The organism is Elioraea tepida, from assembly GCF_019203965.1.
Lineage (GTDB): Bacteria > Pseudomonadota > Alphaproteobacteria > Acetobacterales > Acetobacteraceae > Elioraea_A > Elioraea_A tepida.
This window is the reverse complement of record NZ_CP076448.1, coordinates 2,399,749-2,420,587: the sequence shown is the minus strand read 5'-3', so window position 1 is coordinate 2,420,587 and position 20,839 is coordinate 2,399,749. Positions and strand designations below refer to the sequence as shown.

At 67.9% G+C, this 20,839-nt stretch carries 19 protein-coding genes and 1 tRNA gene; 11 read left to right on the top strand and 9 right to left on the bottom strand.

Annotated features, from left to right (window positions below; genetic code table 11):
- Positions 1 to 286 precede the first annotated feature (286 nt).
- The gene (locus tag KO353_RS11530; RefSeq protein ID WP_235691826.1) at positions 287 to 1,177 is read left to right on the top strand and encodes a PEP-CTERM sorting domain-containing protein; all 891 of its coding nucleotides are present in this window, start codon (positions 287 to 289) and stop codon (positions 1,175 to 1,177) included.
- A 128-nt stretch (positions 1,178 to 1,305) separates the two neighbouring features.
- Here the strand turns inward: KO353_RS11530 and KO353_RS11525 are convergent.
- Positions 1,306 to 1,392, bottom strand: a tRNA-Leu gene (locus KO353_RS11525).
- A 29-nt stretch (positions 1,393 to 1,421) separates the two neighbouring features.
- On the opposite strand from KO353_RS11525, the gene lipB reads away from it, so the two are divergent.
- The 3 genes from lipB to KO353_RS16500 all read left to right on the top strand — a co-directional run bounded on the left by lipB (position 1,422) and on the right by KO353_RS16500 (position 3,129).
- Positions 1,422 to 2,144: a lipoyl(octanoyl) transferase LipB gene (lipB, locus tag KO353_RS11520; RefSeq protein ID WP_218284850.1), complete on the top strand. Its 723-nt coding sequence runs from the start codon at positions 1,422 to 1,424 to the stop codon at positions 2,142 to 2,144.
- Positions 2,145 to 2,243: 99 nt separating this feature from the next.
- Entirely contained in the window at positions 2,244 to 2,816 is a 573-nt protein-coding gene (locus tag KO353_RS16505) for an alpha/beta fold hydrolase (RefSeq protein ID WP_235691825.1), read from the top strand.
- A 28-nt stretch (positions 2,817 to 2,844) separates the two neighbouring features.
- Positions 2,845 to 3,129 carry an alpha/beta fold hydrolase gene (locus KO353_RS16500; RefSeq protein WP_235691823.1) on the top strand — a complete coding sequence of 95 codons (285 nt, stop codon included), beginning with the start codon at positions 2,845 to 2,847 and terminating at the stop codon, positions 3,127 to 3,129.
- Between the two features lie 3 nt (positions 3,130 to 3,132).
- Here KO353_RS16500 and KO353_RS11510 read toward each other — a convergent pair whose 3' ends face one another.
- The 7 genes from KO353_RS11510 to KO353_RS11480 all read right to left on the bottom strand — a co-directional run bounded on the left by KO353_RS11510 (position 3,133) and on the right by KO353_RS11480 (position 10,707).
- Positions 3,133 to 4,146 carry a GNAT family N-acetyltransferase gene (locus KO353_RS11510; RefSeq protein WP_235691821.1) on the bottom strand — a complete coding sequence of 338 codons (1,014 nt, stop codon included), beginning with the start codon at positions 4,144 to 4,146 and terminating at the stop codon, positions 3,133 to 3,135.
- Complete coding sequence (locus KO353_RS11505; protein ID WP_218284848.1) at positions 4,139 to 5,371, bottom strand: pyridoxal phosphate-dependent aminotransferase; 1,233 nt, start codon at positions 5,369 to 5,371, stop codon at positions 4,139 to 4,141. Before KO353_RS11505 ends, KO353_RS11510 begins: the two co-directional genes overlap by 8 nt.
- A 45-nt stretch (positions 5,372 to 5,416) precedes the next feature.
- Positions 5,417 to 6,619 (bottom strand): pyridoxal phosphate-dependent aminotransferase, encoded by a 1,203-nt coding sequence (locus KO353_RS11500; RefSeq protein ID WP_218284847.1) that lies wholly within the window; start codon positions 6,617 to 6,619, stop codon positions 5,417 to 5,419.
- A 77-nt stretch (positions 6,620 to 6,696) separates the two neighbouring features.
- Positions 6,697 to 7,506 (bottom strand): ABC transporter permease subunit, encoded by an 810-nt coding sequence (locus tag KO353_RS11495; protein ID WP_218284846.1) that lies wholly within the window; start codon positions 7,504 to 7,506, stop codon positions 6,697 to 6,699.
- Positions 7,503 to 8,408 (bottom strand): ABC transporter permease subunit, encoded by a 906-nt coding sequence (locus tag KO353_RS11490; protein WP_218284845.1) that lies wholly within the window; start codon positions 8,406 to 8,408, stop codon positions 7,503 to 7,505. Before KO353_RS11490 ends, KO353_RS11495 begins: the two co-directional genes overlap by 4 nt.
- A 10-nt stretch (positions 8,409 to 8,418) precedes the next feature.
- Positions 8,419 to 9,573 carry an ABC transporter ATP-binding protein gene (locus tag KO353_RS11485; RefSeq protein ID WP_218284844.1) on the bottom strand — a complete coding sequence of 385 codons (1,155 nt, stop codon included), beginning with the start codon at positions 9,571 to 9,573 and terminating at the stop codon, positions 8,419 to 8,421.
- Between the two features lie 24 nt (positions 9,574 to 9,597).
- The gene (locus tag KO353_RS11480) at positions 9,598 to 10,707 is read right to left on the bottom strand and encodes a polyamine ABC transporter substrate-binding protein (protein WP_218284843.1); all 1,110 of its coding nucleotides are present in this window, start codon (positions 10,705 to 10,707) and stop codon (positions 9,598 to 9,600) included.
- Positions 10,708 to 10,969: 262 nt separating this feature from the next.
- On the opposite strand from KO353_RS11480, the gene KO353_RS11475 reads away from it, so the two are divergent.
- The 6 genes from KO353_RS11475 to KO353_RS11450 all read left to right on the top strand — a co-directional run bounded on the left by KO353_RS11475 (position 10,970) and on the right by KO353_RS11450 (position 18,006).
- Positions 10,970 to 11,308: a hypothetical protein gene (locus tag KO353_RS11475; protein WP_218284842.1), complete on the top strand. Its 339-nt coding sequence runs from the start codon at positions 10,970 to 10,972 to the stop codon at positions 11,306 to 11,308.
- A 259-nt stretch (positions 11,309 to 11,567) separates the two neighbouring features.
- Positions 11,568 to 11,804, top strand: coding sequence for a hypothetical protein (locus KO353_RS11470; RefSeq protein WP_218284841.1), 237 nt, complete (start codon positions 11,568 to 11,570; stop codon positions 11,802 to 11,804).
- A 143-nt stretch (positions 11,805 to 11,947) separates the two neighbouring features.
- Entirely contained in the window at positions 11,948 to 13,213 is a 1,266-nt protein-coding gene (locus KO353_RS11465) for an autotransporter outer membrane beta-barrel domain-containing protein (RefSeq protein ID WP_218284840.1), read from the top strand.
- A gap of 149 nt (positions 13,214 to 13,362) precedes the next feature.
- A complete protein-coding gene (locus tag KO353_RS11460; protein WP_218284839.1) occupies positions 13,363 to 15,738 on the top strand; it encodes a hypothetical protein in 2,376 nt (791 codons plus the stop codon).
- 1 nt (position 15,739) lies between these two features.
- Entirely contained in the window at positions 15,740 to 16,438 is a 699-nt protein-coding gene (locus KO353_RS11455; RefSeq protein WP_218284838.1) for a hypothetical protein, read from the top strand.
- A 347-nt stretch (positions 16,439 to 16,785) separates the two neighbouring features.
- Entirely contained in the window at positions 16,786 to 18,006 is a 1,221-nt protein-coding gene (locus KO353_RS11450; protein ID WP_218284837.1) for an acyl-CoA dehydrogenase, read from the top strand.
- A gap of 31 nt (positions 18,007 to 18,037) precedes the next feature.
- On the opposite strand, the gene KO353_RS11445 is transcribed toward KO353_RS11450, so the two are convergent.
- The gene (locus KO353_RS11445) at positions 18,038 to 18,943 is read right to left on the bottom strand and encodes a class I SAM-dependent methyltransferase (protein ID WP_218284836.1); all 906 of its coding nucleotides are present in this window, start codon (positions 18,941 to 18,943) and stop codon (positions 18,038 to 18,040) included.
- Positions 18,944 to 18,987: 44 nt separating this feature from the next.
- On the opposite strand from KO353_RS11445, the gene KO353_RS11440 reads away from it, so the two are divergent.
- Positions 18,988 to 20,241 carry a class I SAM-dependent RNA methyltransferase gene (locus KO353_RS11440; protein ID WP_218287368.1) on the top strand — a complete coding sequence of 418 codons (1,254 nt, stop codon included), beginning with the start codon at positions 18,988 to 18,990 and terminating at the stop codon, positions 20,239 to 20,241.
- Positions 20,242 to 20,839: the final 598 nt, after the last annotated feature.

Sequence of the window (20,839 nt, the reverse complement as noted above, 5' to 3'; positions counted from 1 at the left end):
AACGCGAGATGGCGAGTTTCCTGTCGGAAAATTTTACACCTGCCCTCGCGAACCCAGAAAGACGCGGGCAAGCCCTTGATCCGTCGCGGCTCCCAAGCGAGGCACGTCGGTTGCTTGGGTGTGACTCGGTGTCCGCTGGCGCATGGATCATGACGCGCCGGCGCGCTCCGGTTATGACAACACGCGGCCGTGGCCGCGGAGGTTGGACGGCCAATCGAAGGGGCGGCGCGCGAGTCACGCGTCAGGCCTCGTGTGAACAGAAACTTCATCAAACGGGAGATATCACGTGACCCACACCATTCTTCGCCTCGCGGTTGCCGGAACGATGATCGGCGCCGCCGCAACAGCCAGCGCCTCGCCTCTGTTCGTCGTCTTCGACAACTTCACCTACAGCGGCACGGTCGTCGCGCCTTCGGCCGAGGTCATCATCGGCACGGCCACAAACGGCCCACGCGAGACACGTCCCAACGCGCGTGACGGGCTCGTCTCCGTGCGCAGCGGGGCAACGCCGTACAACAGCACCGCTCCGGATTACGCCCAGATCTCCACAGCGTGGTACTTCACGAACATCACGCCCTTCGTGACCAACGGCTGGGGCAACCCGAACAACACCAATTACGGGTTCTTCCAGTATCTCGACACCTTCCCCCGGAACGCTGACGTCACTGTCGAGGGCGGCTGGCAGCCGGGCAACCAGGTGTTCAAGCTCAAGCTCACCGGCGGAAATGGCGATGACAGCGACGCCGCCCGACTTTGGAACGCGCCCGTGACGACGGGCGGGCCTGCGGGCGACACGGCCGGGTTCTTCACCTCGTTCACGCTCGACCTCACCGCGACCTTCGCCTCCCCGGCGGTCTTCAATGCGCTGACCGGCTGGTACGAGCAGTGGAACGTGATGCCCATCTCCGTCACCGGCACGATCTCCGGGACCTTCGTCAACGACAGCACGACCAACCCGGCGGCGAACGGAAGCTATGAATTCTCGTTCACGATCACGGGCCCCGGCTCCTGGGCCGAGGACGCAGGGGCATTCTGGGGCAGCGGGCAGAACCCGATCTCCGTGCGCAGCCGCTGGGCCGCGCCTGGCGCGCAACCCGTGCCCGAGCCGGCGTCGCTCGCCCTCCTCGGCCTCGGCCTCGCGGGCCTTGCGCTCGCACGGCGTCGCCGCCGCGCCTGACAGCCGCCAGAGCGTCTGACAACGAGGGGTGGGGCGAACCCCCACCCCTTTCGCGTGCGCGCCCCGCCTTGGCGCACGCGACGCGGTCGGCCACATGAGAGGAGGCGGCGCTTTCTCGGGGATCAGGCTGGTGCGGTCGAGAAGACTCGAACTTCCACGGGGTTTCCCCCACAAGCACCTCAAGCTTGCGCGTCTACCAGTTCCGCCACGACCGCGCCGCCAGCCAGGGCGCGGGGTATAGCCCATGACGCGCGACCCGGCAATCGGCGAGGGCGGGCCGGAGTGGCTCATCTCGGACGCGCTCGTTCCCTACCCAGAAGCCGTCGCAGCGATGGAGGCGCATGTCGCGGCGATGGCGCGCGGCCAAGCGCGAGAGCGCATCTGGCTCACCGAACACCCGCCCCTCTATACCGCCGGCACCTCCGCCCGCGCGGAGGACCTCTTCAACCCGCTCGGCCTGCCCACCTTCCGCTCAGGACGCGGGGGGCAGTGGACCTATCACGGCCCCGGCCAGCGCGTCGGCTACGTGATGCTCGACCTCCGCCAGCGGGGGCAGGACATACGCGGCTTCGTGCACGGGCTCGAGGCCTGGCTCATCGCCGCGCTCGCGAGGCTCGGGATAGGCGCCGAGCGGCGCCCTGGCCGCGTCGGTCTCTGGGTCCTGGACAGGCGCACCGGCGGGGAGAACAAGATCGCCGCCATCGGCGTGCGCGTCACGCGCTGGATCACCTGGCACGGGTTTGCGATCAACATCGATCCGGAGCTCGGGCACTTCGAGGGGATTGTGCCCTGCGGACTGCGCGAGCACGGCGTGACGAGCCTCAGGCGCGAAGGCGTCGCCGCGACGATGGCGGAGGTCGATGCCGCTCTTATGGCGACCTTCGCGGAGGCGTTCGGCGGGGCCGGAGCCGGCCCGGGCGACGAGCCGACACCCCACGCCGCCGCGGTACGCGACCCCGTCGGCTGAACGAGGGCGCGGCGCAGGCCCGCCCGGCGAGCGAGCCGGGAGGGGTTGCGCGCCCGAGGCCTTCGGTCACACTCGCCGCCTGGCCTGACGGGAGGGGGCATGGCGTTCGAGGGCTTCACGCTCGAGGAGATCACGGTCGAGACCGGCGTGACCTTGCGCGTCCGTCGCGGCGGGGCGGGGCGGCCGCTCGTGCTGTTGCACGGCAACCCGCAGACGCACTGGATGTGGCACAAGGTCGCGCCCGCTCTCGCCCGCCATTTCACCGTCATCTGCCCTGACCTCAGAGGCTACGGCTTCTCCTCCAAGCCCCCGATCACGGCGGACCATTCGGCCCACTCCAAGCGGGCGATGGCAGCCGACATCGTGGCGCTGATGCAACACCTCGGCCATTCCCGCTTCCTCCTCGCCGGGCATGACCGCGGCGCGCGCGTCGCCCATCGCCTCTGCCTCGACCACCCGGAGGCGGTGGAGAAGATGGCTCTGCTCGACATCATCCCCACCCTCGAGCACTTCGAGCGGGCGGGGATGGACTTCGCCATGGGCTACTACCACTGGTTCTTCCTCGCCCAGCCCGCTCCGCTGCCGGAGCGGATGATCGGCGCGGACCCGCGGTTTTGGCTCCTCTCGCACAGCGGCGGGCACGGCATGCCACCCGATTTTTTTCGCCCCTGAGGCCGTCGACGACTATCTCGCCGCGCTCATGCTCCCCGGAACGATCGACGCGATCTGCGAGGACTATCGCGCCGCGGCGACGATCGACCTCGTGCATGACCGGGAGAGCCGCGCCTCGGGCCGGCGAATCACCGCTCCGGCGGCGGTGCTGTGGGGGGCGAAGGGGAAGGTCGGCGGCTGGTACGATGTCGCGGCGATCTGGCGCCTCTACGCCGAAGACCTCAGGCTCGCCGAGCCGGTGCCGTCCGGCCACTACCTCGCCGAGGAGGCGCCGGAGGCAGTGCTCGACGCGTTCGGGCGCTTCTTCGGCTGAGGGCTACTCGACCCGCTTCCACCAATAGCCCTCATCCACCGGCTCGCCGGTGGGGCGCATGGCGTAACCGGGGATCACGCCGACAAACTGCCAGCCGAGGGACCGGACGATCGTCTCCGCAGGCCCGCCCGGCCAGGTGCGCAGCACGAGCAGCCGCCGGCCGTGGGCGGTCGCCGCGCGGTCGATCCGCGCCATCAGCTCCCGCCCGACGCCGCGCCGACGGAACTCGGGGTGGACGAGGAGCTGGCGCACCTCGGCGCGATGCGTCTGGTTCTCCGGCACGTCGAGATCGAGCTGCAGGCAGCCCGCGATCTCGCCATCGACCCAAGCCGCGAGGATGACGCGCCGCGCGGCGGCGACCTCGGAGGCGCGCTCGCGCCAGAAGGCGCGCGCCTTCTCGATCGGCAGCGGCGCGAGGAAGCCGACGACCGCGCCGTCATCGACACAGGCCTTCAGGACCTCGGCGAGGCGTCGTTCGGCGGAGACGGCCGCGGCCGGGTCGAGGATCTCGACGACCGTTCCAGAGATCGGCTTGGCGTAGCGGAACTCGAGCGAGCGCGAGCGGTCATCGAGCACGCGGATGGAGCCCGCGCGCACATAGGAGTGCTTCTCGTAGAAACGGTGCGCGGCCTCGAAGCGCGTGTCGGTCCAAAGCACGATCCGCTTCGCGCCTCGCGACCGCGCATGCCCCTCCGCCGTGCGCAGGAGATCGGCCGCGAGCCCGGTGCCGCGATGCGTAGCGGCCACGTACATGCGGGTGATTTCCCACGCATCGTCGTGGTTCAGCGGCACGGTGCCGACCATGCCGACAACGGCGCCCGCGACCTCCGCGGTCCAGAGAGCGCCGCCGCGCGCGGCGATGTGGCTCGCAAGGGCGCGAAGCTCCGGCGCCTCGTTCTCGACGTCGAGAACGCAGCCCGGATATTCGCCCCAGCAGGCGCCGATCAGGGCGATGTAGCCTGCTGCATCGGCGTCACGTCCTGGGCGTATGCTTCCCTCGTATGCAGCGTCAGGCAAGGGCGGCGCAGAAGGCTTGAATGCGGCGGCAGGCCTCACGGAGATCATCCGTCGACGTGGCGTAGGACACTCGGAAATACGGGCTCATACCATAGGCGGCGCCGTGCACCGCGGCAACGTGCTGCTCCTCGAGCAGGGCGAGGACGAAGTCGAGGTCGGTCTCGATCCTGCGCCCCGAGGCGGAGGTCTTGCCGAGGCAGCCGGCGATGTTCGGATAGACATAGAACGCCCCCTCAGGGCGGTGGCAGACGATCCCCCGTGCCTTGTTCAGCTCCGCGACCACGAGGTCGCGGCGCTCCCGGTAGATCGCCGCGCGCTCGCGCACAAGGTCCTGCGGGCCATCAAGCGCTGCGGCGGCGGCCGCCTGCGCGACGGTGCAGACGCCGGAGGTGAGCTGGCCCTGCATGTTGACCATCGCCTTGATCAGATGCTTCGGCCCGCCGCAGAACCCGACGCGCCAGCCGGTCATCGCATAGGTCTTTGAGGCGCCGTTCACGGTCAGCACCCGGTCCCTGAGGTCGGGGCAGACCTGGGCGAGGGTGGCGAAGGCGAAGTCGCCATAGACCATGTGCTCGTACATGTCGTCCGACAGCACCCAGACCTGCGGGTGCCGCGCGAGCACGGCGCCGAGGCCGCGCAGCTCGTCGGCCGAGAGCGCCGCGCCGGAGGGGTTGTTCGGGCTGTTCAGCACGAGCCACTTGGTGCGCGGCGTGATCGCTGCCTCGAGGTCTTCGGGACGAAGCTTGAAGCCGTTGTTCTGCGGGCAGGGAACGAACACGGGCCTCGCCCCCGCGAGCTTCGCCTGGTCGGCATAGCTGATCCAGTAGGGGGCTGGGATCACCACCTCGTCGCCCGGGTCGATGGTGGCGAGGAAGGCATTGATGATGATCTGCTTGCCGCCGTTGGCGACCATGATCTCGTCAAGCGCGTACTCAAGACCGTTATCGCGCCGGAACTTCCGCTGCACCGCAGCCTTCAGCGCGGGCGTGCCGTCCTGCGGCGGGTAGTGGGTGTCGCCCGCAAGAGCGGCCGCATGCGCCGCCTCGATGGCATGCGGCGGAGTGTCGAAATCGGGCTCGCCGACCGCGAGGCTGATCACCCGGTGGCCGGCGGCGGCAAGAGCGCGTGCCTTCGAAGTCATCACCACCGAGGCGGCGACCTCGACATCCGCGAGGCGTCGGGCAAGGGCGGGCGCGCGTGCTGCCACGGTCAGGTTGGTCTCCATCCTCTCTCGTCCAGCGATATCCCCTTGAGCCCGCCTCGGATTCGGCTAGTGCAGCCCTTCGCAGAAGCGGCGTATCCGTGCGCAGGCCTCGCGCAGGCTCTCGGTGTCAGTGGCGTAGCTGATCCGCATGTGTCCTGGGGCGATGAAGGCCGTCCCGTGCACGGCCGCGACCCCCTCCTCCTCGAGGAGCGCGGTGACGAAGTCCTCGTCCGTCTCGATCCTGCTGCCGCCGCGCGAGGTCTTGCCAAGGCAGCCGTGGATGCCGGCGAAGACGTAGAACGCGCCTTCGGGCTTGCGGCAGACGATGCCAGGGCAGGCATTCAGCGCCTCGACCACGAGATCGCGCCGCGCCTTGTAGGCAGCGACCATCACCGTGATGCTGTCCTGCGGACCGGTGAGCGCCTCCACCGCGGCGGCCTGGCTGATCGAGGAGGTCGAGGAGGTGGACTGGCTTTGCAGCTTGTCCATCGCCCGGATCAGCGGCTTCGGCCCGCCCGCGAAGCCGATCCGCCAGCCGGTCATCGCATAGCCTTTGGAGCAGCCGTTCATCGTCAGCGTGCGGTCCTTCAGGCGCGGCTCGACCTGAACGATCGTCGCCGGCTTGAACCCGTCATAGGCGAGGTGTTCGTAGATGTCGTCGGTGAACACCCACACCTGCGGGTGGCGCAGGAGCACCTCGGTGAGCGGCTTGAGGTCGGCGGCGGAATAGGCCGCCCCGGTCGGGTTGCAGGGGTTGTTGAGGATGAACCAGCGCGTCCTCGGCGTGATCGCCGCCTCGAGGTCCTCGGGCCGGAGCTTGAAGCCGTTGTTCTGCGGGCAGGGAACGAACACCGGCCTGCCTTCCGCGAGCTGGACGATGTCGGGGTAGCTCACCCAGCAGGGGGTGGGGATGATCACCTCGTCGCCCGGGTTGAGGGTGGCGAGCATGGCGTTGAAGATCACCTGCTTGCCGCCCGTCGAGACGATGATCTCCTCGGGGGTGTAGTCGAGCCCGTTGTCGCGGCGGAACTTGAGGCAGACGGCCTCGCGCAGGGCGCGCGTTCCGGCCACATCGGTGTACTTCGTCTCGCCGCGTTCGATGGCGGCGATCGCGGCGCGCTTGATGTTCTCTGGCGTGTCGAAATCGGGCTCGCCGGCAGAGAGGCTGATGATGTTCCGCCCGGCCGCGGCAAGCGCGCGCGCCTTCTGGCTGATGGCGATGGTCTGCGAGGGGCTGATCCGGTCGAGCCGCTCGGCTGTCAGCGACATGCAGTGTCTCCGCGCGCGTCACCCGCGGCAGGGCCGCGAGAGGTCCGAGGCCGAAGCCTCGCCGATCGCCGGACTTCCTAGACGCGCGTCAGGCTGGTTGCAACCCGGCCAAGGCGCAGGGCGAGCAGGAGTGCTGCGGAGACCACGGCGATGATGATGGTCGCCAGCGCGAAGAGTTCGGGCGTGAGCCCGAGCCGCATGGCCGAGAACACGACCATCGGCAGGGTGGTGGCGCCCGGGCCGGAAGTGAAGGACGCGATGACGAGATCGTCGAGCGAGAGGGTGAAGGCGAGCAGCCAGCCGGAGGCGAGCGCGGGCGCGATCAGCGGAAGCGTGATGGTGGCGAACACCGTCCAGGGTCGCGCGCCGAGGTCCATCGCCGCCTCCTCGAGGCTCTCGTCGAAATCGGCAAGGCGGGCCTGGACCACCACCGCCACATAGGCGGTGGCGAAGGTGATGTGGGCGATGGTGATCGTGGTCACGCCGCGTTCGCCTGGCCAGCCGACGGCGGAGGCGAGCGCGACGAAGAGCAGGAGCAGGGAGAGGCCGGTGATCACCTCCGGCATGACCAGCGGGGCGGCGACCATTGCGCCGAACAGCGCCCGGCCGCGGAAGGCGCCGAGCCGCGCGAGAGCGAAGCCGGCGAGCGTGCCGATCACGAGCGCCCCGGTGGCGCTCACCGCAGCGATCCGCAGGGAGAGAAGGGCAGCGTCGATGAGCGCGGTGTTGTTCCAGAGCGCGAGATACCAGCGGAAGGAGAACCCGGTCCAGCTCGTCACCAGCCGGCTGTCGTTGAAGGAGAGAAGGACGAGGAGAGCGAGCGGCAGGTAGAGGAAGGCGTAGCCCACGCCGAGCGCGAGGCCGAGCCAGGGAAGGCGCCGGCTCATCGCCGCGCCCGCTGCGCGGCGAGGTGCTGGAACAGGGCGATGGGGATCACCAGCAGGAGCAACAGCGCCACGGCAAGCGCCGAGGCCATCGGCCAGTCCCGGTTCTGGAAAAACTCGACCCAAAGAACGCGGCCGACGAGCTGAGCCGACGGGCCGCCGAGGAGTTCAGGGATCACGAACTCGCCGACGGCGGGAATGAAGACGAGCATGACGCCTGCGGCGATCCCAGGGAAGGAGAGCGGCAGCGTGACGGTGAGGAAGGCGCGGAAGGGCCTGGCGCCGAGATCGGCCGCCGCCTCGAGCAGAACGGGGTCGAGCTTGGCGAGGGAGGCGTAGAGCGGGAGAACCATAAAGGGGAGGTAGCAATAGACGATGCCGAGATAGACCGCCCCTTCCGTGTAGAGCAGGCGCAACGGTTCGCGCACGAGGCCGAGCGAGAGGAGAAGCCCGTTCAGAACGCCCTGCTCCTGCAGGATGCCGATCCAGGCCATCACACGGAGGAGGAAGCTCGTCCAGAACGGCAGGATGACGAGCACGAGCAAGAGGTGCCGCCGGCGCTCCGGCGCGCGCGCGATCGCATAAGCCATCGGATAGCCGATCAGGAGGCAGAGGAGAGCGGAGACGGCGGCGACGCGAAGCGACCGGAGATAGGCCTCGAGATAGAACCGGTCCTCGGCAAGAAGCGCGAAATTGCCGAGGTTGAGCACGAGGGTGAGCACCTTCTCCTCGGTCCAGCGCAGGACCGGCGCATAGGGCGGGATGCCGAGCGCGGGTTCGGACAGCGCGATCTTCGCGACGATCAGGAAGGGCAGGAGAAAGAAGAGGAAAAGCCAGGCGTAGGGCAGCACGAGCACGGCAAGCCGCACGAGCCTGACGGAGGCGACAGCGGCAGGCGCGCTCATCGCACGCCCCTCACTGCGCGAGCAGGACGGTGGCGAAATCGGGCCACGTCACGGCCACCGGATCGTTCCAGGTGATCGGAAGTTCGGTCAGCCGCGTCTCGGTGGGACGGCTGACACGCACGACCGAGCCGTCGGGCAAGGCCACCACGTACATCACGAAGTCGCCATAGTAGGCGATGTCGCGCACCGTGCCGTCGAGGCGATTGGGGCCGTTGCCCCCGGCTTCTGCCACCTTCTCGATCCGCATCTTCTCGGGGCGGACGGCGACGAAGACCCGCCCGCCGACGGGCTTGGGGGAGTCCGCGTCGCTCCGGAACAGGGCGTCGAGAGCGGTGCTCTCGACGAGCGCGCCGGGGGCCTCGGCACGCCTCACGATCCCTTCGAAGATGTTGGCGGTGCCAAGGAAGGCAGCGACGAAGCGGCTTGCGGGGTATTCATAGACCTCCGCCGGCGTGCCGACCTGGGCGAGCCGCCCCTCCGCCATCACCGCGATCCGGCTCGCCATCGTCATCGCCTCCTCCTGGTCATGCGTGACCATGATGAAGGTCGTGCCGGTGCGCTCCTGGATATTGACGAGCTCGAACTGCGTCGCCTCGCGCAGCGACTTGTCGAGCGCGCCGAGCGGCTCATCGAGCAGAAGGAGTTTGGGGCGCTTGACGAGGCAGCGCGCGAGCGCGACGCGCTGTCGCTGGCCGCCCGAGAGCGCCGCGGGCCGCCGTCGCTCGAGACCGACGAGCTGGACGAGCTCGAGAGCCTCCGCAACGCGCGCCGCGATCTCGGCCCTCGGCAGCCCTTCGCGCCTCAGCCCATAGGCGATGTTCTCCGCAACCGTCATGTGCGGGAACAAGGCGTAGGACTGGAACATCATGTTCACCGGCCGCTCGTAGGGCGGCATGGCGAGGAGGTCCTCGCCGTCGAGGGTGATCGTGCCGGAGTCGGGCCGTTCGAAACCCGCGAGCATGCGCAGAAGCGTCGTCTTGCCCGACCCCGATCCACCGAGGAGAGCGAACAGCTCGCCCCGGTAGATGTCGAGATCGATTCCGGCGACGGCGGTGACCTCGCCGAAGCGTCGGGTCACGCCCCGCAGCCGGAGATAGGGCTCGGCGTCGGGGTCACGCCACGGTTCGGGCGCTGCCGGCCGCGCCTCGGGACCGGCCCCGACCATCGCCTCCGGTGGCCTCCGGCCGCGTCAGCGCCCTGCCTTGAAGCGCGCCCAGACGCGGTTGCGCGCCCGGTCCGCCGTCTGCGGCACCGCCGACACGGTGAAGAACCGGGCGAAGTCCTCCTCGGCGGGATAGACGTTCCGGTCGGCGAGGATCGCCGGCTCGATCAGCGGCTTGGACGCCGGTACGGCGTTGGGGTAGCGCGTGACGTTGGTGATCGCGGCGATGTTTTCTGGCTTGAGCACGAAGTTGATGAAGGCATGCGCGTTCTCCGGGTTCGGCGCATCACGGGGGATGGCGAGCACGTCGAACCAGAGCTGCGCGCCTTCCTTCGGCGCAACGTAAGCCACCGTCACACCGCGATTGGCCTCCGCCGCACGCGCCTGCGCCTGGATCACGTCGCCCGAATAGGTCATCGCGAGGCAGGTCTCTCCGGTTGCGAGTTGCTCGAGCGCGCCGCCCGAGGCGAAGCTTCGAACGAAGGGGCGGATGCCAAGCAGCGTCTGCTCGACGCGGCGCAGATCGTCGTTGCTCGTGCTGTCCTGGTTGAGGCCGAGATAGCGCAGAACGGTCGGGATCACGTCGGTCTGGCTGTCCATGATCGTGATGCCGCAGCGGGAAATCGCGCGCGCATGCTCCGGCTTGAACAGGAGATCCCAGCTGTCGAGCGGCACGGTCCGCGACAGCGCCCGGATCCGCTCGACATTGAGGCCGAGGCCGATCGTTCCCCAGAGATAGATGACTCCGTGGCGGTTGCCCGGGTCGGAACTGCGAAGCCGCTCCATCAGCGTGGGGTCAAGGCCGGCGGCGGAGGGGATCCGCGCGAGGTCGAGCGGCTGCAGCGCTCCTGCCGCAATCAGCCGCGAGAAGGTCGGCTCGTTGGTGGGCGCGATCACGTCATAGCCCGACCGGCCCGCCGACAGCTTCGCCTCGAGCGTCTCGAGGCTGTCGAAGGTGTCGTAGCGGACGCGGATCCCGGTCTCGGCGGTGAAACGCTCGAGCAACGCCGGGTCGATGTAGTCGGTCCAGTTGTAGACGTTGACGACGCGCTCCTGGGCGAGTGAGGGCAGGGCGAACAGGCCGAGGGCAAGGCCCGCAGCGAGCGCAAGCGAGCGGCGGGGGGCGGCGCGTGTCATGCGTGTCTCCTCGTCGGTCGGCACCGGGAGCGGACCCTAACACGGGCGGGCGGGCGCGCGAGAGGCGCGCGGCGCTCCCGCAGACCGGCGCCTGAATATTTTCCTTGACGGAATTCCCAAATAACGGCATCGTCCGGGCCGTCAGCGGGAGGCGTGCGTCCTGGGCCGCCCCGCCGCTCCATCCAATCCCAGCGCTCCGCACCTCCTCCTCCGGCGCCCGGAGGGGGTGGGCGGCGCGCGCCTCTGCGAGGACCCAAGCGGCATGGCGTTCGATCCACGGAACCTCGGCGTGTTGGCCTACGCCGCCGGGTTCTCGCTCTGGCAGTACCGGAGCACGTCCGACGACGCGTCGTCTGTCGCGGCGCCCGGGCACTTCGATCCGGTCGCCGCGATGCTGAGGCCGGACGATCTCGTGCTCGTCTCCGCGCCCGACCGGGGACTCATCCTGCGAATCCTGTCGGTTTCCGGCGGCAGCGTGACGACCGCCGAACTCGCCGCCGGCCCGCCACCCGAGCCGCCACTGCCGCCGCCGGACACCCTCCTCGACGAGTCAGGCGCCCCGATCCTGACCGAGGCGGGCGAAGCGCTGCGCCTCGAATGATGCCCTTCCGTCTGCCGTCAGGCCCGGCATGGCCGCCGCCGCGGACGATGCGGTCAAGACATAACGCCAGAGCCCGGGCCGCTACGGCAACCGCGCATGGGCGCTTGCCGACCACCGCCCACAGGCGGCAGTCGCCATCAGCTTCGGCCCGGTCACGCCTGACCCGGCCGAGAACCGCGGCGTCGCGCGCGTCGCCGAGGACCGAGGCAGCACTCCGGCGCCTCTCCTTCCCCCAAGCCAGCTCAAGGAAACGACCGACATGCCCTTCGATGTCCAGAAGCTCAGCGTGCTCGCCTACGCCAACGGATTCACGCTGTGGCACTACCGGAACGATTCCGACGACCGCGCCGCGATGCTCTCGGCCGGCTACTTCGACCAGAGCGCGCACCTCCTCCGCCGCGGCGACATGCTGCTCGCGCGCGCGTCGGACAGCTTCGCCATCCTGCATGTGACGGCCAACACCGGCACCGCCGTGACGGTCGCTGCGATCGTCTGACCGCCTCGAGCACGGGCCGCCGGCGCGGCGTGGGGCTCATCTCCGCCCGTCGGCGCCCTGCGGCAGCGCGGCGTGATCCGTCGCGAACCGGTCGCGGCCCGGCCGCGCGCGGCGATGCCGCGACCGCCATGGAGTGATCAGAGATGCCGAAGATCAGTGAACTTGCCGCCGCTGCGAGCGCGGCGGATACGGATCAGCTTGCCGCCAATCAGGGCGGGACGACCCGTCGGGTCACGGTGGGGCAGGTGCGCGCGGGGCTTGCCAGCGCCACGCACACGCACGCCATCTCCGAGATCGCAAACCTCCAGGCAAGCCTGGATGCGAAGCAGCCGATCGACCCGGACCTGACCGCGCTTGCGGCGAACACCACGAACGGGCTCTGGGCACGCACCGGCAACGGCACGGGCGCGGCGCGGACGATCACCGCAGGGTCCGGTATCACCGTCACCAACGGCGATGGTGTCGCCGGCAACCCGACGATCGCGCTCAATTTCACCCTCGCGAACATCCCGCAGTCGGGCGCGACCGCAGGCCAGGTGCTGAAGTGGAACGGCAGCGCCTGGGCACCGGCCAACGATGAGGTGGGCAGCGGCGGCGCGGCGGCTCCCAGCATCATCACTGCTTCGGCGGCCTCGACTTATCAGGCGACAGGTCTGACGGGAGACCGGGTCATCAAGTTGACGCTGACCGGCAACGTCACCATCACCGCGCCGACATTTACGGGGCTTGCCCCCAACAGCGTCTACTTCGTCCGTTACGAGCTCACGGCCTCCGGAGGTGCCCGCACGCCCTCCTTCTCCGGCTACACGCTCGCAAGCGGCGTCGATCCGGCCCGCACTATTCCTGATGGCGGTTCTCTCTTCATCGACACCGAGGCGCATACCGATGCGTCCGGCGCGGTGTCGCTGCAGCGACTTATCGGTGCCTACGACGTCGGTTCTGAACCGGCGGCACCGCTGGCACCGGATGATCGGATCGTCTTCTCCGACACGTCGGAAGGCGGGCGGCCAAAATCGGCTCCCGTCTCCGACATCCGCGATCTCTCCGGCCGCGCCGTGGCCTTCACCGACCACATCCCGATCTCGGGCAACGGGACCTACGTCATCCTTGAGGACAACACGATCCTCGGAACAATCACGGGCGTCACCTATCGGTGCAATACGGGCACCCTGACAGCGACCTTGCAGATCGCGAATCACACCAGCTCTTCGAACCTGACTCCTGCAGGAGCGGCCTCGATCTCGGGGCTGACCGATCTCGCTGTCAGCACGGCAAGCGCGCGCGCGACGGCGACAGGAGCGAACACGATGGGTAAGAGTGGCACGACGGGCCGTGTGCTCCAGGTCGTCGTCACTAACGCGACTGGTTCACCCACGGTTCTGACCCTGACGGTGAGGGGAACGACCTGATGTTTCGCTCAACTTTGCGGTCCGGCGTGGGGCGTCGCGGTCGCTTTTCCGCTTCGGGGCAGGGCTCCTCAAGCGGCGAGATCGCTCTCGGCCTCATCACGCTGCACAACAATGGAACCGTGGCTGTGGAGCCACGGGCGCGCTTTGGCATGGCCTGGGTGAAGGGGCGTTTTTATCTTTCAACGCATCGCCTTCGCATCCGCGTCTCCGGTGGCAATGATGTTGCGTTCGCGGCTCTTGTGGGGCGCAACAGCTACACCGATGGCAGCGTGCATACCACTGCCGATGGTGGTGTCGTTCTTCATGACACAACGCCTCTCGCAGCGGGTGCATCGCGGACCTATGAGGTCTATGCTGCGCCTGGTTCACAGCCCGAGGGCACGTTCGATCCATGGGCATGGATCAGCGCGCATGCGAACGACTTCACGGTCGAGATTACTAACCGCACGGGCTCATCTACTGGTGCGCGCAGCAATCTGACCTTCAGCCTCAAGACGGCTGTTTCGAATACGGCGCGCCGCGAGATCGTCAACCGCACGGCGCAGTTCGTCCGCACCAAGGTATGGCAGAAGCTCGACGGAGAAGAGCATCTCATCTGCGAGTTCCACCACGACTTCTGGCTTGATGCCTCCGGTGATGTGCAGGGCATTGAGTGGACGGCGGTGATGTCGCAACACTGGTGGGTCAATGACCCATTCGGTGTGTCGCAGCCGAGAGAGCGTCAGAATTACGACGCAACAGTGCGGTATGGATCAACGGTGGTCGATTCGCGAACAGGGCTTGCGCACGCTTATCACTGCCGATGGGCATCGCTCCGTCCTGACAACGATCCGCAGCATGCGCGCAAGCACTGGGTCAATGTGTCGGGCGCGCCGATGCCGACGATCCGTGTGCAGTATTCGGATGCCGTTTGGCGTGAGATGATCCGCGCTGGTGCTGCGCCTCCGCAGGGTGATTCGCCGATCAGAGCGCCTGTTTCTCGCACCTACACCCCGCTTGGCACCAACGGGCACAACTCAAGCATTATGTCTGGGGGTGGCTATCTCGGCCGGGGTGTGTGGGACGAAGATTCGGCGAAAATCATCTCTCACAGCCCAGGCGGTTCTGGGCGCAATCCGGATGGCGCGTGGCGTGCTGCACGTGTTTCCGCACAAGGCGGCCTTGGGTTCTACGGACATCTGCGTGATCATCGCAGCGGTTCCGTCGGCAAAATTATCCCTGCACCGTTCCGCCAGATTACGGGCGGGACACAGAGCTACGCCGGTCTCGGTGCAACCGTATTGCGCTCACGGAACAACTCGTTTTCGCCGTTTCCGCCGCATCCGCAGTGGACATGGGTAGACCCGCACGGCGGGACCGGCGCGTTTTCCGGATACGATTCCGCACACGCGACGAACTACAGCACAGCAATCGCCTTTCTTGAGGCAGAACACTACTTAGCTGATGCTGCTCTGTCCTCGCTTGACTTCAATCTTTGGCATTTTCACTTCAATGAATACGTGCATGATGCGCAGATTTACTATCAAGGCACAAGCTACAATCCTCCCCCCACCCGGTTTGGAACGCTGCCGAGTGGCATACGCAATGAGGATCGGGCGCTCGCTTGGAGCCTGAACTTCCTCGGGCGCCAGTGGATACTGACGGATGACCGAAGCATCGAGCGGCCCTATGTGCTCAACGTCATCCGGAACGTGGAGAACTATCTGACAACAAGCGCGAACTATGTATCTCCTGCCCACTACAATCGTGGCCTGCTCAGAATGCACCGTCCCTATGCGACCGGGCAGTGGCAGGTCGGGATGCGGATCATGACCGCATATATGGCGCACCTTGCACTGCGCGATCATCTGCCGGTCAACACGCGCGGCATGAATGGCATCCAGGAGTCCGCATTCCTCGATGCGCGCTTCATTCGGCAAATGTTGGCGCAGGGCCTTTACTTTTTGGGTGCAAATCTAATTGGCGTATCTCCAAGCGACGACCCGACTATTGTCTTCTCGGACAATTGGTATCCGGGTGCATTTAGCTTCGCAATAGACAACGGGCTGTTTACTGTGAATGGTATGCTGCAAGGACTAGAGACCCTGGTTGACGGCCTGCGTGTGCAGTTCACGACGCACGACGGTTATGCAAACCCCAAGCCGACGCCTGCGCCGTTTCAGGCTGGCGTCGATTACTGGACTGTGCAGACGAGCGGCAACACGTTCCGGCTGGCTTCAACGCCTGGCGGTTCTCCCATTGGATCGACTGTGGTGCAATCGAGCAATCTGCCACTCATTCTCATCGCACCCCCAAGCTACAACCGAACGCAGATTGGGCCCAATCCACCATACTTCATGCCACCATCAGACCACTTCTTGCTCATTGCCCATGCGGCCGTCCAATATGCGCGCGGCATGGGTCATCCTGACTATGACGCGGCCTTCTGCAATGCAGTAGACACGTTCATGGCTCCATACTTCACGCCGACCCGTGACGTGTTTGTGAACTGGGTGGTCGACTACACCAAGCTGCAGGAGTCGTGAGATGAGTGTCCATAACGGAAACAACGGAGCGAACTATCTCCAGACGACGAGCCTCAACATTCCGTGTAATCAGACTTTCTTTGTTGGGGTATGGACGAAGCGCGCCAACCTAGATACCAGCGTCCTCAGCAGGCATACGCACTTTTCGACCAACGCGACACTTAACGACCAGCCGCGCGTGATTGGCCAGCAGTCCGCAACGACGCGCGACTGGCTCGTCACGTCAACCACCGGGCAAGGCGGCTCAACGATCGTCGATACATGGGTTCATCTCGCGCTCTGGTTCGGCGGCTGGACAGGAACCTCTCAAGAGCAACGTTCTTTTCAGAACGGTGTATCGGTTGCGCACATGTCTGGGACCTCGAATTTCCCTTCGAGCAACCTGTCTTACCTTCGCCTGCTCACAAGATGGGAGGAGAGTCCGACAGGTAACTACATGCGAGGCAAGATTGCAGAACTTGCCGTTTACACCGGTATCACGGTAGCGCAGCGGGACACCATCTTGGCCGAGATGCAGACGACCCATGTCGGGGCGCTCTCGATTACGCCAACCTATGCTTGGAGACTGCTTGACAACGCGAACGCGACGGTCGGCGGGGTGAACTTGACGATGGTCGGCACGGTGACGTTCGACGCGGACGATCACCCGTTCGCCACTTCTGCGCCTCCTGCGCGACGGCGGACATTCGTGCTGATGTGATGGCGCCCGTCGCCGGCTCCGCTCCGCACCGGCCGTCGGCGTGGCGGCCCCTGGCCGGCTGTTCGCGCCAGTAGCTCGATCCTGAAGCGACGCGAGGCAGGCGCGGGGCCGCTCAAGCCTGTCCCCACCTCGCCGCAGGCGGTGATCCAGCGATCGGCGTCAGCGCCGGGTTCGAAAGGATGACGGGCTGGCTCCTCCACCCCAGCCGCCCAAGCGCTGCGCGCGACTTGGGCGCGCGGCCAGGCGGTCGAACGAGCGGCTGGAGGCGTGTTCCGGCAAGCCACCCAGCCCTTGCCCTTCCTGGGTGCCGGGCCTAATCAGGGGACGCGCAGTTGGGAGACGCCGCCATGAACGTCGTGCAGCCGATCGCTCAAGCCACGCGCAAGCGCGGCTGGGCCAAATTCATCTGGGACGACCCGCTCCTCCTCGAGGATCAGCTGACCGAGGACGAGCGGATGATCCGCGACGCGGCGCGCACCTACTGCCAGGAGAAGCTCTTCCCCCGCGTGCTCGAAGCAAATCGCCACGAGCGGTTCGACCGCGAGATCATGAACGAGTTTGGCGCGCTCGGCTTCCTCGGCGCCACGCTCGACAGCCATGGCTGTGCCGGCATCTCCTACGTCGCCTATGGTCTGATCGCGCGCGAGATCGAGCGCGTCGACAGCGGCTATCGCAGCGCGTTCTCGGTTCAGTCCTCGCTCGTGATGTATCCGATCTGGGCCTTCGGCTCCGAGGCGCAGAAGGATCGCTACCTGCCCAAGCTGCGCACCGGAGAGTGGGTCGGCTGCTTCGGGCTGACCGAACCGGACGCCGGCTCCGACCCGGCTGGCATGCGCACCCGCGCGAAGGCTGTCGAGGGCGGCTTCGTGCTCAACGGCTCCAAGACCTGGATCTCGAACGCGCCGATCGCCGACCTGTTCCTCGTCTGGGCAAAGGATGATGCGGGGGAGATCCGCGGCTTCCTGCTCGAGAAGGGCATGGCAGGGCTGACCGCGCCGAAGATCGAGGGCAAGTTCTCGCTGCGCGCCTCCGTCACCGGCATGATCATGATGCAGGATGTGTTCGTGCCAGCGGAGAACATGCTGCCCAATGTGAAGGGGCTGAAGGGTCCTTTCTCCTGCCTCAACAATGCCCGGTATGGTATCGCGTGGGGGGTGATGGGTGCGGCCGAGTTCTGCTGGCACGCCGCCCGCTCCTACACGCTCGAGCGGAAGATGTTCGGCCGGCCGCTCGCCGCCACCCAACTCATCCAGAAGAAGCTCGCCGACATGCAGACGGAGATCGCGCTCGGGCTGCAGGGTGCGCTCCGGCTCGGGCGGCTGCTCGACGAGGGGCGTGCCGCGCCTGAGGCGATCTCGCTGATGAAGCGGAACAACTGTGGCAAGGCGCTCGAGATCGCGCGGATGAGCCGCGACATGCACGGCGGCAACGGCATCGTCGACGAGTACCACGTCATCCGCCACCTCATGAACCTCGAGACGGTGAACACCTACGAGGGAACGCACGACATCCACGCGCTGATCCTCGGGCGGGCGCAGACGGGCATCGCTGCCTTCGGCGGGCCCTGAGGGCCGAGCCCCACGCGCTCTGCGCGCCGGTTCAGGCTGCGGCCCGCTGAGCCCCCACGCCAGCCTGGCGGGCGAGCAGTTTCATGCCGCGCATGGTGAGATCCTCCTCGCTCCGCTGGCGGAACGACGGATGCAGCTTCTCCCGCGGCGTCGGGATCGTCGGCCAGCGATCGGTCGACAGCACCACCGTCTCGAGCCCGGCGTCGCGGAAGAGCGCGAGAACCTCGGAGGGGGCGAGGCGGTTCGTATAGAATCCGGCCTCGGAGAAAAGACGCCCCTCCCAGGTCTCGGGCGAAAACCGGAGATTGTTGAGCGCCTGGGCGAGATGGTCGCGGAAGTCGATGCCATGCACCATCACCCCGCCGGGCGTGAGCAGGCGCGCGCACTCCCGGATGGTCGGGGCGAAATCGGCGAGACGCACATGCTCCAGCACGGCATTCGACCAGATGAGATCGAAGGACGCGCCGGGCAGGGACGCGAGACCCGCAAGCCCATTCGTCTGGTAGGTCACGCCGATCCGGGCGAGCACCTCCTCGGCTGTCGCCGCTCCCGCAAGCGGCAGCGGCCGAAGCCCGGCGTCCCGAAGCGCCTGATCGAGCCCCTCGAGCATCGCAAGCGTCGTGGTCGCAAACGGCCCGACGTCGGCGGCCACGATCCGCCCGGCCCCGAAACCCCAGGCCGCGACGGAGGCGAGCAGCGCATCGCCCGGGCCGAGCTCGAGCACCGCGAAGCCGTCGGGAAGGACGGCGTGCGCCGTGGCCTCCTCGTGGTAACCCCGATAGGTCGCGAGAGCGGTGCGCGGATCGTCCATCGACCCGTGGCGGAACACGTTGAGGCGCGACCAGATCCCGTAGCCAAGCGGCAGCCGTGAAAGGCAGAGCTTCAGCGCGATCTTCGCCCACCAAGGGACGGCGGCCTTTAGACGCTCGGGCACCATCCGGTGCGCTATCGCACGCCCTCGATCGGGCCGCAACCGTCACCATCCGGCGGCTCGGCGCGGCAGGGGACGGGGTCGCATCTCTCCCTTGCGGCCGGCCCTGCCACGTCCCCGGAGCGCTGCCGGGAGAGCAGGTGCGGGTCAGGATCGGCGACAGGCGTGGCGATGGCTTCTCCGCGAGGCTCCTCGCCATCGAGAGCGCCTCGCCTGACCGCGTCGCACCGCCCTGCCCGCACGCGGGCGCCTGCGGCGGCTGCACGCTTCAGCACCTCGCCGACGCGGCTTATGCCGCGTGGAAGCGCGGCCTCGCCGAGGCCGCTCTCGCGCGGGCGGGCTTCGCGAGCCCACCCCTCGCCCCGCTCGCCCGCAGCGCGCCAGGCACGCGCAGGCGTGCGGAGCTCTCTCTGCGCCGGGCAGACGGGCGTGTGATCGTCGGCTTCCACGGCCGTGCCTCGGCCGAAGTGGTCGACATCCCGGGCTGCCTCGTGCTGCACCCGGCCCTGCTCGCGATCGCCGCCTCCCTGCGCTCCTTCCTGCCGCGCTTGGGCGTCCTGAAGCGCGAGGGCAAGGTGTGGCTCACGCTCGCGGCCGAAGGGGTGGACCTTTGGCTTACGACCGATGGCGCCGCCGATGCCGCCGCGCGGTCAGCGCTCGCCGAGTTCGCCCGGGTTGCAGGGCTCGCCCGTCTCTCCTGGTCGCTCCTGGGCCATGACCCCGACCCGGTCGCCGTGCTCGCGACGCCGACCGTGAGCTTCGCCGGGGTGCCCGTCCGTCTGCCGCCGGGCGGCTTCCTGCAGGCGACCGAGGACGGAGAACGGGCGATCGTCTCCGCCGTTCTCGCGGCTCTGGCTGATCTTCCCGAGGGAGCGCGCGTGGCCGACCTCTACGCCGGCTCGGGCACCCTCACCTTTCCGCTCGCGCGCCGGTTTCGCGTTCTCGCCGTCGAGGGCGACAGGGCTGCGTCCGCGGCGCTCCGCTCCGCCGCTCAGGCCGCGGCGCTCTCGGGACGCGTCGTGGTCGAGCGGCGCGATCTCTCCCTGCGACCGATCGCCGGCCGCGAGCTCGACGGGCTCGAGGCAGTGGTGCTCGACCCGCCGCGTGACGGGGCGCGCGCGCAAGCGGCCGCCCTGGCGGAGGGGCCGGTGCGGCGTGTGGTCTATGTCTCCTGCAACCCCGCAGCGCTTGCGCGCGACGCGCGTCTTCTTGCTCAGGCGGGCTTCCGGCTGGACCGAGCCGTGCCGATCGACCAGTTCCTGTGGTCGGCCCATCTCGAATGCGTCGCCTCCTTCTCGCGCTGAGCCTTGCTCTCGCCGCGTGCGGCGGCGAGGCGGGGCGGCTCTTGTCGGACATCGAATCAGGAGCGGGGCCGAGCGCGCTCAAGGCGGCCACGCCCGCGCCGACGGTGCGGACCGTCACCGTCGCGGGCGAAGCCGCCGATCTGTGGCTGCCGGGCGAGGCAGCGCTTGCGCGGCTTGTGCTTCTGCCCGGCCTCTCGGAGGACGGGCGGCGCGACCCGCGTCTTGTACTGCTCGCCCAGAGCCTCGCCCGCGCCCGGTTCATCGTGCTCGTGCCCGACCTTCCGGCCGCGCGCCGGCTCACCGCCGACGCCACCGACGCCGAGGTCGTTTCGGCCGCCGTCGCCGCCCTGCCGGACGGGCCTGGGCCTGCCGGGCTCGCGGCCATCTCCTATGCCGCCGGCCCTGCCTTCCTCGCCGCCGCGCAGCGCGAGACGGGGGCGCGGCTTGCGTTCGTCGCCACCCTCGGCGCCTATCAGAGCACCGAGGCGGTGATCACCTGGCTCGCCGCCGGCGCCTGGCGTCTGCCGGGAGAGACGGCTTGGCGTCGTGGCGAGCCGCAGCGCGGCGCCGTGTGGGCCTTTCTCCTCGCCAATGCCGA

What these genes read in the sequence shown, in the direction of transcription:
- KO353_RS11455 (WP_218284838.1), top strand. Translation starts at nt 15,740, where the DNA reads ATGAGTGTCCATAACGGAAACAACGGAGCGAACTATCTCCAGACGACG.
- KO353_RS16500 (WP_235691823.1), top strand. Translation starts at nt 2,845, where the DNA reads ATGCTCCCCGGAACGATCGACGCGATCTGCGAGGACTATCGCGCCGCG.
- KO353_RS11480 (WP_218284843.1), bottom strand. Translation starts at nt 10,707, where the DNA reads ATGACACGCGCCGCCCCCCGCCGCTCGCTTGCGCTCGCTGCGGGCCTT.
- KO353_RS16505 (WP_235691825.1), top strand. Translation starts at nt 2,244, where the DNA reads ATGGCGTTCGAGGGCTTCACGCTCGAGGAGATCACGGTCGAGACCGGC.
- KO353_RS11450 (WP_218284837.1), top strand. Translation starts at nt 16,786, where the DNA reads ATGAACGTCGTGCAGCCGATCGCTCAAGCCACGCGCAAGCGCGGCTGG.
- KO353_RS11460 (WP_218284839.1), top strand. Translation starts at nt 13,363, where the DNA reads ATGGCCTGGGTGAAGGGGCGTTTTTATCTTTCAACGCATCGCCTTCGC.
- KO353_RS11475 (WP_218284842.1), top strand. Translation starts at nt 10,970, where the DNA reads ATGGCGTTCGATCCACGGAACCTCGGCGTGTTGGCCTACGCCGCCGGG.
- KO353_RS11505 (WP_218284848.1), bottom strand. Translation starts at nt 5,371, where the DNA reads ATGGAGACCAACCTGACCGTGGCAGCACGCGCGCCCGCCCTTGCCCGA.
- KO353_RS11485 (WP_218284844.1), bottom strand. Translation starts at nt 9,573, where the DNA reads ATGGTCGGGGCCGGTCCCGAGGCGCGGCCGGCAGCGCCCGAACCGTGG.
- KO353_RS11470 (WP_218284841.1), top strand. Translation starts at nt 11,568, where the DNA reads ATGCCCTTCGATGTCCAGAAGCTCAGCGTGCTCGCCTACGCCAACGGA.
- lipB (WP_218284850.1), top strand. Translation starts at nt 1,422, where the DNA reads ATGACGCGCGACCCGGCAATCGGCGAGGGCGGGCCGGAGTGGCTCATC.
- KO353_RS11490 (WP_218284845.1), bottom strand. Translation starts at nt 8,408, where the DNA reads ATGAGCGCGCCTGCCGCTGTCGCCTCCGTCAGGCTCGTGCGGCTTGCC.
- KO353_RS11465 (WP_218284840.1), top strand. Translation starts at nt 11,948, where the DNA reads ATGCCGAAGATCAGTGAACTTGCCGCCGCTGCGAGCGCGGCGGATACG.
- KO353_RS11500 (WP_218284847.1), bottom strand. Translation starts at nt 6,619, where the DNA reads ATGTCGCTGACAGCCGAGCGGCTCGACCGGATCAGCCCCTCGCAGACC.
- KO353_RS11445 (WP_218284836.1), bottom strand. Translation starts at nt 18,943, where the DNA reads ATGGTGCCCGAGCGTCTAAAGGCCGCCGTCCCTTGGTGGGCGAAGATC.
- KO353_RS11495 (WP_218284846.1), bottom strand. Translation starts at nt 7,506, where the DNA reads ATGAGCCGGCGCCTTCCCTGGCTCGGCCTCGCGCTCGGCGTGGGCTAC.